This is a genomic window from Ralstonia sp. TCR112 (assembly GCF_007997035.1).
Lineage (GTDB): Bacteria > Pseudomonadota > Gammaproteobacteria > Burkholderiales > Burkholderiaceae > Ralstonia > Ralstonia edaphi.
Genome location: NZ_VOSS01000053.1, coordinates 13,732 through 27,245, shown reverse-complemented (window position 1 = coordinate 27,245; position 13,514 = coordinate 13,732). Strand labels below are relative to the sequence as shown.

13 protein-coding genes and 3 pseudogenes are annotated in these 13,514 nt (G+C 66.2%); 7 read left to right on the top strand and 9 right to left on the bottom strand.

The features are described from left to right. Positions 1-9: 9 nt before the first annotated feature. Together FUT88_RS15005 and FUT88_RS15000 are read left to right on the top strand one after the other, a co-directional pair. Positions 10-777 carry an SDR family NAD(P)-dependent oxidoreductase gene (locus tag FUT88_RS15005; protein ID WP_147216291.1) on the top strand — a complete coding sequence of 256 codons (768 nt, stop codon included), beginning with the start codon at positions 10-12 and terminating at the stop codon, positions 775-777. Beyond that, entirely contained in the window at positions 774-1,679 is a 906-nt protein-coding gene (locus FUT88_RS15000; protein ID WP_147216289.1) for an SMP-30/gluconolactonase/LRE family protein, read from the top strand. Before FUT88_RS15005 ends, FUT88_RS15000 begins: the two co-directional genes overlap by 4 nt. Here FUT88_RS15000 and FUT88_RS14995 read toward each other — a convergent pair. After that, a pseudogene (locus tag FUT88_RS14995) lies at positions 1,670-2,853 on the bottom strand (fumarylacetoacetate hydrolase family protein). The gene FUT88_RS15000 and the pseudogene FUT88_RS14995 overlap by 10 nt on opposite strands. Before the next feature lie 139 nt (positions 2,854-2,992). Here FUT88_RS14995 and FUT88_RS14990 point away from each other — a divergent pair. Then, positions 2,993-3,748, top strand: coding sequence for an IclR family transcriptional regulator (locus tag FUT88_RS14990; protein ID WP_147216287.1), 756 nt, complete (start codon positions 2,993-2,995; stop codon positions 3,746-3,748). 112 nt (positions 3,749-3,860) lie between these two features. Next, positions 3,861-4,849 (top strand): annotated as a pseudogene (locus FUT88_RS14985) (LacI family DNA-binding transcriptional regulator). Positions 4,850-4,870: 21 nt separating this feature from the next. On the opposite strand, the gene FUT88_RS14980 reads toward FUT88_RS14985, so the two are convergent. Continuing rightward, on the bottom strand, positions 4,871-6,655 hold the full coding sequence (locus FUT88_RS14980) for an IlvD/Edd family dehydratase (protein WP_147216285.1): 1,785 nt from the start codon (positions 6,653-6,655) through the stop codon (positions 4,871-4,873). A 300-nt stretch (positions 6,656-6,955) separates the two neighbouring features. Between FUT88_RS14980 and FUT88_RS14975 the strand changes: the two genes are divergently transcribed. Then, complete coding sequence (locus FUT88_RS14975) at positions 6,956-7,486, top strand: hypothetical protein (RefSeq protein ID WP_147216284.1); 531 nt, start codon at positions 6,956-6,958, stop codon at positions 7,484-7,486. A gap of 4 nt (positions 7,487-7,490) precedes the next feature. Here FUT88_RS14975 and FUT88_RS14970 read toward each other — a convergent pair whose 3' ends face one another. Then, complete coding sequence (locus FUT88_RS14970; protein ID WP_147216282.1) at positions 7,491-8,150, bottom strand: cysteine hydrolase family protein; 660 nt, start codon at positions 8,148-8,150, stop codon at positions 7,491-7,493. Positions 8,151-8,284: 134 nt separating this feature from the next. Here FUT88_RS14970 and FUT88_RS14965 point away from each other — a divergent pair, with 134 nt between their 5' ends. Then, on the top strand, positions 8,285-9,262 hold the full coding sequence (locus tag FUT88_RS14965; protein ID WP_147216280.1) for a GlxA family transcriptional regulator: 978 nt from the start codon (positions 8,285-8,287) through the stop codon (positions 9,260-9,262). Positions 9,263-9,302: 40 nt separating this feature from the next. Here FUT88_RS14965 and FUT88_RS14960 read toward each other — a convergent pair whose 3' ends face one another. Next, positions 9,303-9,485 (bottom strand): glycine zipper 2TM domain-containing protein, encoded by a 183-nt coding sequence (locus FUT88_RS14960; RefSeq protein ID WP_027679263.1) that lies wholly within the window; start codon positions 9,483-9,485, stop codon positions 9,303-9,305. Between the two features lie 72 nt (positions 9,486-9,557). Further along, complete coding sequence (locus FUT88_RS14955; RefSeq protein WP_065854340.1) at positions 9,558-10,118, bottom strand: YggT family protein; 561 nt, start codon at positions 10,116-10,118, stop codon at positions 9,558-9,560. A gap of 177 nt (positions 10,119-10,295) precedes the next feature. Here FUT88_RS14955 and FUT88_RS14950 point away from each other — a divergent pair, with 177 nt between their 5' ends. Beyond that, the gene (locus FUT88_RS14950; RefSeq protein WP_147216278.1) at positions 10,296-10,859 is read left to right on the top strand and encodes a YbhB/YbcL family Raf kinase inhibitor-like protein; all 564 of its coding nucleotides are present in this window, start codon (positions 10,296-10,298) and stop codon (positions 10,857-10,859) included. 50 nt (positions 10,860-10,909) lie between these two features. Here FUT88_RS14950 and FUT88_RS14945 read toward each other — a convergent pair. From FUT88_RS14945 to FUT88_RS14930, 4 genes and pseudogenes are all read right to left on the bottom strand, one after another. After that, a pseudogene (locus FUT88_RS14945) lies at positions 10,910-11,901 on the bottom strand (aliphatic sulfonate ABC transporter substrate-binding protein). A gap of 97 nt (positions 11,902-11,998) precedes the next feature. Further along, a complete protein-coding gene (locus tag FUT88_RS14940) occupies positions 11,999-12,292 on the bottom strand; it encodes a DUF971 domain-containing protein (RefSeq protein ID WP_147216276.1) in 294 nt (97 codons plus the stop codon). Next, complete coding sequence (locus tag FUT88_RS14935; protein ID WP_147216274.1) at positions 12,279-13,238, bottom strand: HEAT repeat domain-containing protein; 960 nt, start codon at positions 13,236-13,238, stop codon at positions 12,279-12,281. The genes FUT88_RS14940 and FUT88_RS14935 overlap by 14 nt, the downstream gene beginning before the upstream one ends. Positions 13,239-13,245: 7 nt before the next feature. Continuing rightward, on the bottom strand, positions 13,246-13,512 hold the full coding sequence (locus FUT88_RS14930) for a ferredoxin family protein (RefSeq protein ID WP_147216272.1): 267 nt from the start codon (positions 13,510-13,512) through the stop codon (positions 13,246-13,248). Positions 13,513-13,514 lie beyond the last annotated feature (2 nt).

Sequence of the window (13,514 nt, the reverse complement as noted above, 5' to 3'; positions counted from 1 at the left end):
GAATCTCCTATGTCTTATGCAATCTATCCGAGCCTCGTTAACAAGAACGTTGTGATTACCGGCGGCGGCAGCGGCATTGGCGCGGCCATCGTTGAAGGCTTCGCGAAACAGGGGGCGCGCGTGACGTTTCTGGATATCGCGCGGGCTGACTCCGAAGCGCTGGCGACATCGCTGGGCGAATGCGTGCATCCGCCGGTCTTCCGCCACTGCGACTTGCGCGATATCGACGCGCTCAACGCCACGTTCGCGGCCATCGAGGCCGACACCGGTGCCATCGACGTCCTGATCAACAACGCCGCGAACGATGACCGCCATCAGATCGGAACCGTGACGCCGGCGTATTGGGACAACCGCATCGAGGTGAACCTGCGCCATCAGTTTTTCTGCGCGCAAGCCGTGCTGCCCGGCATGAAGAAGCAAGGGCACGGCGTGATCCTGAACCTCGGGTCCATCTCGTGGCACCTGGCCCAGCCGGACCTCGCCATCTACATGACGGCCAAGGCCGGCATTGAGGGCCTGACGCGTGGTCTAGCGCGCGATCTGGGCGGGTTCGGCATTCGCGTCAATTGCATCGTGCCCGGCGCGGTGCGCACGCCGCGTCAGATGGCGCTCTGGCAATCGCCCGAAAGCGAAGCCAAGCTGCTGGGCGAACAATGCCTGCACGAACGCGTCGAGCCGGAACACGTGGCGCGCATGGCGCTGTTTCTTGCATCGGACGACGCTGCCCGCTGCACGGCGCGCGAATACTTTGTCGATGGCGGGTGGTACGGCGGATGATCGCGCCCATCAATCCGGAATGCGTCTGGCGCATCGGTGCCACGCTGGGGGAAGGCGCGGTGTGGCACGCCGCGTCGCGCTGCGTGGTCTTTGTCGATATCAAGGGCCGGCGGCTCTATCGCTATGACCCGGATACCGATGTGCGCCGCAGTTGGGTCGCGCCCGGCCAGATCGGCTTTGCGCTGCCCTGCGTTGACGGCAGCTGGGTCTGCGGCGTGCAGGGCGGTCTCTACCGGTTCGATTTCGCAAGCGGTACCTTCAGCCGCATGCTGCCCGTCGAAACCGATCGGCCGGGAAACCGCCTGAACGACGGCTATGTCGATCGCACCGGGGCGCTGTGGTTCGGCTCGATGGACGATGGGGAGCGCGAGGCGAGCGGGCAGCTCTACCGCGTCGGTCGGGATGGCCGGCTCAGCGTGCGCGATTCGGGCTACGTCATCACGAACGGCCCGACCGCGAGCCCGGACGGTCGCACGCTGTATCACACAGATACCTTGCAGCGCGTGGTTTACGCCTTCGACCTCGGGGACGACGGCAGCCTGGAACGCAAGCGCGTCTTCACCACAATCGAAGGCGCCGGCTACCCCGACGGCATGGCTGTCGATGAAGAAGGGTGCGTGTGGATCGCGTTGTTTGGCGGAGGCCGGATCGAGCGGTTCTCACCGGACGGCCGATGCGTCGGGCGCGTCGCCTTTCCGTGTTCCAACATCACCAAGCTCGCGTTCGGCGGCGACGACTTGCAGACCGTCTATGCAACCACCGCACGAAAGGGCCTGATGGAACAGGCGTTGGAGAAGGAGCCGCTTGCCGGCGGCTTGTTCGCGTTTCGCGCGCCGGTCAAGGGGCTCCCGTCCACGGAATGTGCCGTGGACTTTTCCGCAGCGAAGACCGATCAGTCCTGACGGACGAGCCCGCGTGCCGCCAGGTTGCGATACAGGGCGCGCACACCGAACGTCCACGGTGCGATCTCCGTCGACAGGCGGACCGTGTTGACCAGCGCGCCGAGGGGTGGGGCGCTGATCGTCACGCGGTCGCCGAGGTGGTGCGTAAAGCCGGCGCCCGGCGCGTCGCGGTCCTTGATCGGCGAGAACATCGTGCCGAGGAACAGCATGAAGCCGTCCGGATACTGATGGTGCGGCCCACAGGTCTGGGCGACGAGGTCGAGCGGGTCACGGCTGATCTCGCTCATATGGCTCACGCCGTCGAGCACGAAGCCGTCGTCGGCGCCCTCAACGCGCAGCGATACCTGCGTCGTGCGAATCGTGTCGATCGTGAAGTGCTCGTCAAACAGGCGCACGAACGGGCCGATGGCGCAGGAGCCGTTGTTGTCCTTGCATTTGCCCAGCAGCAGCGCCGAGCGCCCTTCGATGTCGCGCAGGTTCACGTCGTTGCCGAGCGCCGCTCCCACGACATGCCCGGCGCTGCTGACCGCCAGCACGATCTCGGGCTCCGGGTTGTTCCAGCGCGAGGCCGGATGCAGGCCCACATCGGCCCCGAACCCGACTGCGACATCGGCTGCGATTTGGAGAACACTTCCGCATCGGGGCCGATGCCGACTTCCATGTATTGCGACCACGCGCCCCGGCGCTGCAGTTCTTCCTTGAGCCGCATGGCGGCATCGGAGCCGGGCTTGATCTTCGAGAAATCGGAGCCCACCACGCCGACAATGGATTCGCGCACGTCGCGCGCCTTGGCCGGGTCGCCGCCGGCCTGTTCTTCGATCACACGTTCGATCAGGCTGACTGCGAACGTCACGCCGCAGGCCTTGATCGCCTGCAGATCATTCGGGGCGAGCAGGGTGGGCGCGTTGCTTGCACGATCGGCGGCCATGGAGCGCGCGATGAGTGCTTCGACGCGGCCCAGGTTTTCCCCGGGTGCCTGCCGGGCGACGGCCAGTGCGTCGGGATGCTCGAACAGGTCTGACACGGTCGGCACGGCTTCCGTGATGTCGAACACGACACCGTTGCGTACTACCACGACGGATGGCCCCCCGCCGTTGGCCGTTCTGCGCCATACCCGACCGACGAGCGTTGCATGCTCAAGATCGTGCGGCAAGTAGTTGGCGATGTCGGTCATGTGCGCTCCGTCAATTGGACACCCCTGTTGCCAGGGAATCCGCGTGATCGTAGAGAGGGCGACGCAGGGTGTCCAACAACGTGACGCAATTTCCAACCTGTTGGACAATCTAGCCACTCATGAACAGGGCAGGTTTTCAGTGAAGACAGACTATGAGGTGCCAGCGCTCAAGCGCATTCACGACGTGCTGGAGATACTCTGCGCGGCGACGTCTCCTGTGCGGCCAGCGGCGTTGGCGCAGGCGACGGGTATGTCCAGAAGCACGTTGTACCTGCTGCTGGAGTCGCTCGAAAAGCGCCGCTGGATCGAGAAGCGGGCCGAGGGCTACCTGATCGGCTTGACGTTGTTTGAGCTGGGCAACGCCTATTTCCGCCACGACAGCTTGCTGGCCGCGTTCCGGCGCGAATCCGCCGCCTTCGTGGCCACGCACAACGAAGTCGTGCAGCTTGCCGTGCTTGACGGCACGGAGGTCGTCTATATCGCCCGGGAGGATGCGCCGCGGCCGGTTCGCCTAGTATCGGACGTTGGCCTGCGCCTGCCGGCCCATTGCTGCGCGCTCGGCAAAGCGCTGCTGGCGAGCCTCGATGACGAAGCGGTGTGTGCGCTGCTGCCGGCGCGTCTTGCCGCCATGACGGAGCGCACCACCACGCGCCGCGCCGATTTGCTCGATGAGCTTGAGCGCATTCGCGTGCGGGGCCTGGCGACGGAGCGCGAGGAGGTGGTGGCGGGGCTGGCCTGCTTTGCGGCGTTTGTAGGTGTGACGCCGCTCGGCAAGCGCGTTGCGGTGAGTTCCAGCGTGCCGGTCAGCCGATTGGACGCCCGCCGGGAGAAGCGCCTCGTCGTTGGTGTTGCAGGCATGGCGGACCGCATCGGCCGCGCGCTCGCGCAGGCATAGCGGCGGGCTGCTGCGTGGCCGGTTCCGCTATGATCGCCACTCCTCTTTTTTGTTTCCTCCTTCCCTTGGCGCGTACGCGTTTCTCATGACCACCGGCACCACTCCTCCTCGCATGGCCGATGTTGCGCGCGTTGCCGGCGTGTCGAAGATGACCGTGTCACGGGTGCTGGCAGGCGGCAGCGTGTCGCCAGAAACCCGCGCGCGCGTGCAGGAGGCCATCGACGCGCTCGGCTACGTTGCCACGGCCGCGGCGGGATGCTGTCCAGCGGTCGATCGGAATTCGTCGCCGCCCTGGTGCCTTCGCTGGCCAGTTCCAACTTTGCCGATACCGTGCGCGGGCTCAGCGATGCGCTTGCGCCGCATGGTCTGCAACTGCTGCTGGGTGATACCGACTACCACCTCGATCAGGAGGAGGCGCTGGTGAAGTCGCTGCTGCGCCATCAGCCGCGTGGCATTGCCTTGACCGGACGCCACCACAGTGCAGGCACGCGCGCGCTGCTGGAGCGCGCCGGGATCCCGATCGTGGAGATGTGGGATCTGCCTGAGCGCCCGATCGACAGGGCGGTCGGGTTCTCGAACGCCAAGGCATCGCTCGCGATGGTGCATCACCTGCACAAACGGGGCTACCGGCGCATCGGCTTCCTGTGCGGCGCAAGCGAGCTGGACCGGCGCGGCACCGACCGCATGCGTGGATACGTCAGCGGAATCAAGGCGCTTGGCCTGGGCGAGCCGCGCGTGATCCGCCTGGGCGAATCACCCATCACCATGAGCCACGGCGGCCCCGCGATGGCCGCTTTGCTGGAAGCGTGGCCCGATACCGATGCCGTAATGTGCGTGAGCGACATGTCCGCATTCGGCGCCATCATGGAATGCCACCGGCGCGGCATGTCCGTGCCCGGCGACATTGCCGTTGCGGGCTTCGGCAACTTTGAAGTCGCGTGGTGCTGCCATCCGACCATCACGACGATTTCCGTCGATGCTTACGGCATCGGCCTGCGCACGGGCGAGGTCTTGCTCGATGCGCTGGGCGTTGGCGAGGCCACGGGCGCACCCAAGCTCTCGCGCATCGACTTCAGCGTGGTCGAACGCGAGAGCGCATAGCGGGCTGCTTCATGCGCGCCGTCAATGCGAGTGCCGCGGATTGCCGCGCGTCTCGATCACGTTCAGATACAGCGTTGCCGGCTCCAGGCATCCGCCCGTCGAAAGCTGCCCGACAAACTGCCGATAGATTTCCTGCCAAGGCGTTTGCGACTGCGGCACGCTGAACGTTGCGGTTTCACGCCGGCGCTCAAGCTCTTCCGCGTCGACCAATACGTCGACCTTGCGCGCGTTGAGGTCCACACGAATCCGATCGCCCGTGCGCAGTAGCGCCAGGCCGCCACCCGCCGCCGCCTCGGGCGACATGTTCAAAATGGAGGGGCTCGCCGATGTGCCGCTCTGCCGGCCATCGCCCATGCACGGCAGCGATTCGATCCCCTGCTTGACCAGTGCCGCCGGCGGCGCCATGTTGACAACCTCCGCGCTGCCCGGATAACCGACCGTTCCGCAGCCGCGGATGACGAGGATGCAGCGCTCGTCAATCGCCAGCGCCGGATCGTTGATGCGGGCGTGATAGTCCTCTGGGCCATCGAAGACGATTGCGCGCGTCTCGAAGACGTTTTCCGCGCCGGGCTCGCTCAGGTAGGTCTGCCGGAATGCCTCGCCTACCACTGACATTTTCATGATGGCGCTGTCAAAGAAATTGCCCGACAGGACGATGAAGCCCGCGCGATGCTTGAGCGGCGCGTCCACAGGGAAGATGACATCGCGGTCGGCGTCGGGCGCGGCATCGGCAATCGCGCCGATCGTGCGGCCAGACACGGTGCGGCAATCGCGCCGCAGCAACCCGCCCGCGTCCAACTGGCGCAACACGGCGGGCACGCCGCCGGAGCGGTGAAAGCTCTCCCCCAGATATTCGCCGGCCGGCATGCAGTTCACCAGCAGCGGCACCGATTCTCCGTGGCGTTGCCAGTCTTCAAGGCTCAGTTCCACGCCCATGTGGCGCGCGATTGCGATGAGGTGCGGCGGGCAGTTGGTCGACGCACCAAGCGCCGAAGCCACCATGATGGCGTTCTCGAATGCCGCGCGCGTCATGATCGTCGAGGGGCGGATGTCTTCACGCACGAGGTCGACGATGCGCTTGCCGGTGGCATAGGCCATCTGCCCGCGCTCGCGATACGCCGCCGGAATGCTGGCGCACCCTGGCAGCGACATGCCCAGCGCTTCGGCCAGGCTGTTCATCGACAGCGCCGTGCCCATCGTGTTGCAGTGGCCGATCGACGGCGACGACGCGGTGGTCAGCTCCATGAAGCCTTCGTAGTCGATGTCGCCGGCAGCCAGCCGGTTGCGCGCATGCCAGATGACGGTGCCGGAGCCGACCCGTTTGCCTTCGTGCCAGCCGTCAAGCATCGGCCCGCCAGACAGGACGATGGCCGGCAGGTCCACCGTGGCGGCGGCCATCAGGCAGGCGGGCGTGGTCTTGTCGCACCCGGTGGTCAGCACAACGCCGTCGAGCGGGAAGCCGTGCAGGATCTCGACCAGGCCGAGATAGGCCAGATTGCGATCGAGCGCGGCGGTCGGCCGGCGGCTCTGCTCGGCCAGCGGGTGAACCGGAAACTCCATCGGAATGCCGCCCGCGTCGCGTATGCCGGCCTTCACCCGCTGCGCCAGCTCAATGTGGTGCCGGTTGCATGGCGCCAGATCGCTTCCCGTCTGCGCGATCCCGATGATCGGCCGGCCCGACTGCAACTCTTCGCGCGTCAGGCCGTAGTTCATGAAGCGTTCGACGTAGAGGGCGGTCATGTCTGCGTGGCTCGGGTCGTCGAACCAGAGCTGGCTGCGCAGTCGGCGTGGAGGTTGGGCGGGCATGGTGTCTCGGTTGTTATGTGGAACAGGGTTCCCTCTGCGGGGAATCGGTGCGGCGCTTTCCGGAAGCCTGGGATGGAATTTTGGTACCGGTAACAACGCATGGTAGAGCCGGAAGAAGGCGCAGGCAATAGCGAGTGTTATCAGCCCTGCTTTCGGAAAGGGTGTTTGGAGTTGCTGACACTTGCCTGAGCGCAAGCGTTTGCCGCTCCCCCGGTTGGTGGGGGAGGGCTTGCGGTTTCACGATTCTGCAAACAACCCGCCCTATGTTGTGCCGATCTTCGGGGGAAGACGGGGGCTGCCATGCAGGGGTTGTCTGCACGATTCGAAAAGACTGACGCAGGGCGACGTGAAATCGCCACGCGCGGGGGCGCGCTCAGCCGTTCAAGCCGCGCGTTGCTCATCATGGTGGACGGGCAAGTCACGGGCGAGGACCTTGCCGTACGTGCCGGCCAGCTCGGCCTCGAAGCGCAGGCCGTGTTCGAGCTGATGCACGCAGGCTTCATTCAGCGCGCAACCGATGCAGCCGGTGAGCCCGTCTTCGTTCAAGTGGACGCGCCGCAGCCTGCGACACCCAAGCCGGCTGGACCGGCGCGCAAGCGTTCGCTGGCGGCGGCGCGCATGTATCTCATGGACATTGCGGCGCGCACATTCAGCTCGGCCGAGCATCCGATCCGCCAGCGCCTGGTGGAGGCCACCGACCGCGCCTCAGTGGAAAGCGCGTTCGATGCATTGCTGGCGGCCCTGCGCGAAGCCACATCGGCGTCGATGGTGGAGCAGGTGGAAGTGTCGTTCCGCGGGTTTCTGCCGGCCGACGAGGCCGCGGCCGGCTGAACGGTCACGCTGCCTGCTGTGCCACCTGGTCCTTGAGCAGCCCGCGCGCCCGTTGATTCGACTTGTAGATGTTGTCGCGCACCGGCGCCGCACCGGTCTTCACGCTGTGCACCCATTCCTGGGTCGACATCACCGCCGCAAAGCGCGATTGCAGCACCACGCTGAACACGCGGTGGATCTCTTCCGCGCTCGCAAAGCCGGCCTGGTTTTGATACGGCACCGCGCCCGACGCGTCATGCAGGAACTCCACCGCCGTGCCGTTGTGCAGGGCGTGATTGATCGTCGACGCATCGCAGTTGTGCGTCATGTAGCCGACCACGGTGAGCGTATCGATGCCACGCGCTTCCAGCCATTGCGCCAGGTCCGTCTCCGGATAGGCGCTGGGCAGCAGCTTGCGCAGATAGTGGTCATGCGGGCGTGATGCCACCACCGGGTGCAGTTGCCAGCCGTCGGTGTCGATGGCAAACAGCGGAGAACTAGCCGGCGAGGTCTGCTGCACGACGATCACCGGAATGCCCGCCTCGCGTGCCGCATCCATGGCGACACCGATGTTGGCGACGGTCTGCTGCGGGTCCGGATACTCGATCGGCAGGCCGCCGGTGAAATATTCGTTCTGGACATCGATGACGATCAAGGCGCGCTTCGGGGCGTTGTTCGTGGTCATGGCTGACTCCTCAAGGTCGGTTGGATCGGGCATTTGCGTGAGCCCGTGGACAGCATCTTGGCGGATGGCTATCCTTCCCGACAGTGGCCCGGAAGACGTTTATCGAAAGAATCGGGCCAAAGCGCGGAGCCCGTATGCAAACGCTGCAGCCCCAGGAAATCGCCGTTCTGGCATTCAACGACATCAGCCCGTTTCACCTGTCCGTGCCATGTCTTGTGTTTGAAGACCGCGTCTGGGCAGGACTGCCGTCCTACAACCTGCGGATCTGCGCCGGCGAGCCCGCGAGGAAGGGCGGCCTGCGCACCACGGCGGGGTTTGCCGTGCAGACGGATTTCACACTCGAAGATGCCGCCCGCGCCGACGTGCTGATCGTGCCGTCATGGCGTGATACGGACGAGCGGCCCCCCGCAGCCATGGTGAATGCGGTGCGCGATGCCTACGCGCGCGGTGCAACGGTGGTCGGGCTGTGCCTGGGCGCGTTTGTGCTGGCCGAAGCGGGCGTGCTCGACGGCCATGAGGCGACGACGCATTGGAGCGCCGCCGATGCGTTTTCGCAGCGCTACCCGCGTGTGAAGCTGGTGCCGGATGTGCTCTATCTGGACGCGGCGCACGGCCGTCTTGTGACCTCCGCAGGCACGGCCGCTGGGCTGGACTGCTGCCTGCATCTCGTGCGCCGTTGGCATGGTGCGGAGGTGGCCAACCGCATTGCACGGCGGCTGGTGGTTGCGCCGCACCGGCAGGGCGGCCAGGCGCAGTACATCGAGCAACCGCTGCATGATGCCCCGGGCGGCGACCGCCTGTCGGATCTGCTGAACTGGACCGTGACCAACCTGGCGCTGCCGCATTCGCTCGATTCGCTCGCCGAGCGCGCGGCCATGAGCCGACGCAATTTCACGCGGCGCTTCCGTGAGCTGACGGGAACCACCGTCGGTCAATGGTTGCTGGGGCAGCGTCTGGCCTATGCGCAGCGCATGCTGGAGACCACGCGCCAGCCGGTCGAAGCGATTGCGCAACTGGCGGGATTTGGCAGCGCGGTATCGCTGCGGCAGCATTTCAGCCGGACGTATCACACGTCGCCCAGCGCTTACCGCGCCTTGTTTGCGCAAGCCTGAAAAGAAAAAAAGCGGCTGGTCAGCCGCTGTGGTGTGTTGCTTACTTGCTCAGCTCGTGGCCGATGACGGCGCCGGCTGCGGCACCCCCGATCGTCCCGGCCGTGCTGTGCGTCATTTCGTGGCCGGCCACACCGCCTGCCACCGCGCCACCGGCCGTACACGCCGTGAGCGTGGGCGCCAGCGCGGCAAGTGCGCATATCAGCGCTGTCTTCCATGCATTCATGATGTCCTCCTGAGTCGCCGGCCAGATGCAGCGGCCGGCATATCCCTCAGTTGAGCAAAGCGCGTGCCGCGCTCACATGAACAGCGGTGACAGCGAAAGATGCGACAGCGCGATCACGATCACCTGCGCGATCACCAGCAGGATCAGCGGAGACAGATCGAGGCGCCCGCCCAGCGGCGGCACCACGCGACGGATCGGGCGCAAGAGCGGGTCGACCAGCGTATTGAGCACCGCGCCCATGGGCGACGCCGGCCCCATCCACGACAGCACGGCCGACGCAATGGTCACCCACACCAGCACGTTGAACGCCCACTTCAGCACGGTGAACAGCGCGGCCACAAAGCCCATCGGCACAAGCGCCACCGGGCTCAAGCCCACCGAGGCGAGCAGCAGGAACAGATAGACAAGCGCCGTGAGGTAAGCCGCCACCAGCGACGACCAGTCGATATAGCCCGTGGCCGGAATCACCCGGCGCAGCGGGTGCACCAGCCAGCCGGTCAGCTGGAAGATGGCCTGCGACAGCGGATTGCGCGGTGACAGCCGCACCGCTTGCGTCCAGGCGCGCAGCAGCAGAGCCGCGCCAAAGAGCGAGAAGATCGTGTCGAGCAGAAAACGCGTGATATCGCCGAACATGCGTCCGGTTCTCCTATGGTCAGGTCGGGCAAAAGCGCGCGGCAAACGCGCGTGCTGGGGCGCGGTATTGTCGCACGGCAATCTGACGGGGATCTGTGTGGCGATGCCTGTGCGCAGGCGCGGCGCATTCGCGTATTGTGGTGCCCGTTCGCTGTTTTCCCTGTGAGGAGACCCGCCTTGAAACCCACCTTGTTTCGCGCGTTGTTGTCGCTGGCGTGCCTGTCTGCCGTGCCGCAGGTGCATGCGCAGGCCGATACCACGTTCACCGTCGAATCGCCCGCCTTTGCCGACAACGGCGTCATGGACCGCAAATACGCCGGGAAGAACCCCGCCAACGCCAATTGCACGGGCGACAACGTCTCGCCGCCGCTGCACTGGTCGAACGTTCCGGCCGGCACCAGCAGCCTCGTTCTGATTGCCACCGACCCGCAGGGCGCAGGCGGCCTGGGCGTGAACCACTGGATGGCTTACGGCATTCCCGCTACGCAGACGAGCCTGCCGGAAGGCGCCGGCACGGGCAGTGCCTTGCGCATGGGCCAGAACGCCATCGACAAGCCGGCGTATCTGGGGCCGTGTCCGCCCAAGGGCACGGGCATGCACCACTACGTCTTTGTGCTGATCGCGACGGATCTGGCGCCGGACGCGTTGCCCAATGGGCTGACTCGCGCTGAACTGGACGCGGCAATCAAGGGGCATAGCAAAGGCGCCGCCGCGTGGATTGGCCGCTTCGGCAATTTCTGACCGATGAGAGGCCGTTCACGGGTGCCGCACCGCGCGCGGCCGCTAGCGGCTCACAATCCAGCTACAGGGAAGCTCGCCTGCCAGACAGCGCTTTGCATGTTCACCGGTTTCGGAATCAGCTTCTGCTGCAGGAACAGGTCTGCAATCTGCTGCTGCGAAGCCACGATCTGCGGTGTGACCGGCGTGACGCCGTAGGGCACGCGGCGCAGCCAGGTTTCGACAACGGGCTGTTCGATGCCGAGCTTGGGCGCCAGCAGGGCGGCAGTCTCCTGCGGATGCTGATTCACCCATAGCCCCGCCGTACGCAACTGGGCCAGGATGGCGTTGACCGCGCGCGGATGCGTCTTCACGAATTCCGGGGTGGCTTCGTAGAAGTTGAACACCGGCAACTCGCTGAAATCACCCAGCGTGCGCGTCTTCAACGCCTTCTGTGCCAGCGCGTAATACGGATCCCATACGACCCACGCATCGACCGCGCCGCTCTCGAGGGCGGCCCGCGCCTCGGCCGGCGGCAGGTAGATCGGCTGAATGTCCTGCACCGTGAGGTTGGCGCGCCGAAGCAGTTGCACTAGCAGATAGTTGGAGCTGGAGCCCTTCTGCAGTGCAATGCGCTTACCTTTAAGGTCCGCCACGCTGTGCGCGGGTGAGCTGTCCAGCACGAACAGCGCCTCGTTGGTCTTGCCGCCGGGCTCGGCCCCCACGTAGACAAGGCGCGCGCCTGCAGCCTGCGCAAACACGGCCGGCGCGCGCCGGTGTAGCCGAAGTCAATGCTGCCCGTGTTGAGTGCCTCCAGCAGTTGCGGCCCGGCAGGGAATTCCTTCCATTCCACCTTGTAGCCAAGCTCGGCCAGCGGTTTGTCGAGTGAGCCTTGCGCTTTCAGCACGGCCAGCAGCCCCGCTTTCTGAAAGCCGACGCGCACCGTGCCGGCCGGGTCTGCGGCTTGGGTGAGCCCTGCGCTCAGGGCGAGGCCGGCGCCCAGCAGCGCGGCAAGCCAGCGTCGTCGGCCAAACGATGCGGCGGTATGGGGCGACTGGGTTTGCATGATTCCTCCAGCGAGTCAGGTGTTGTGCGGTCGATGCTACGGACCGCGCACGCGCGAAGGAACGAACAAGATTGCATGTGCATAGACGCCGCCAACGTCAGCCCGGTGCTGCAGTAGCGGCAAGCTCCGCCAGATACGCCCACGGATAGATGCCGCGCGCATGGCCATCACTGAACACCAGTTGCACGCCGTAACCCGCGGGCGCGATGGTGGTGACGCGCACGGCGGCCGGCACGTTGATCGGCGTGCCGTGATGGCGCTTGAACTGGCACTCCGCGCAGCGGCACGCCTCGCGCAATGCGGCGTGGTCGAGTGCGACCACGGCGTCTGCCCAGTGCAGCCGCAGCCGGCCCTGTGCGACGTCGTTGTCGATGCGCTCAGGGGGTTGCACGGGCGCTCTCGATTTGTGCCAAGGCAATCCGCACCGCCTTGACGACTTCCGGGTCGCCGTCGGTTTCTGCGCTGCGCAGGGCGGGCAGGGCAGAGGCTTCGCCGATTTCGCCCAAGGCGAGCGCGGCTTCCTTGCGCAGATTGCTGATCGGGTGCGTGAGCAGCGCGGCGAGCGCATCGACGGCATGCGCAGCGCGCCACCGGCCGAGCGCCCGGGCGGCCTGCAAGCGGACTTGCCAATACGCGTCGGCCAGCGCCTCGACCAACGCCTGCGTGACACGCGCATCGGGAGCAAGCGCCCGCAACTTGCCGAGCGTGCTGGCACTCTCCTCGCGCACGCGCCAGGCGGTGTCATGCAGCGCAGCGAGCAGCGCGGGCAGCACAGCGGCATCGGTGGCGAGGCCGAGGGCGCCGACTGCGGCACGGCGCACGTCGACATCTGCGTCATGACGTGCGCGTTCCGCCAGCGCGGGCAATGCACCCACATGCTTGCGCCAGCCGAGCACCGCAACGGCCTCGCGGCGTACGGCGGCGTTAGCGTCTTGCAGCGCGTGCAGCGCGGGCGCTTCGCTCTCGGGCACGCGAAGCTCACGCAACCCGCGCAACGCGGCGGCGCGCACAAAGGCGCTGGCATGGTCGACGTAAGGCAACAGCGCGGGCGCCGAGTCGGGCGATTTCAAATCCGCCAGGCCGATTGCCGCCGCGTCACGTACGGTGCCATCCACGTCTTCCAGTGCACGGGCAAGGGCGGCCACGGTGTCCGGCTGTTCCCAGGTCGCCAGGATGCGCGCGGCTTCCAGCCGGATTTCCGGCGCCGGGTCCTGCGCCAGCAGCGCAATCACATCGGGCAGCGCGTCGGCGTCTTCCGCATCGGCAAGCTGGAGGAGGGCGACGCGGCGGGTGGCGGCGTCCGCGTCGTGCAGGCGCGCCAGGAGGGTTGTCGTCATCGCGGCCTCAGCGCAGCAGATACGGGATGTCGACCTTCACCGCGCCGGTCGGGCAATCCTGCTCGCACGGCATGCAGTACCAGCATTCGTCGAATTGCATGAAAGCCTTGCCTTTGGTCAGGTCGATGGCGAGCAGGTCGAGCGGGCAGACATCGACACACACGGTGCAGCCCTTGTCGGCAATGCACTTGGCTTCGTCGATGGTGACGGGCGCGCTGCTGCGCGAGGTGATGTCGTGCGGCGTGTGGGCGAAATGAACGGTCGTCTGTTGCATGG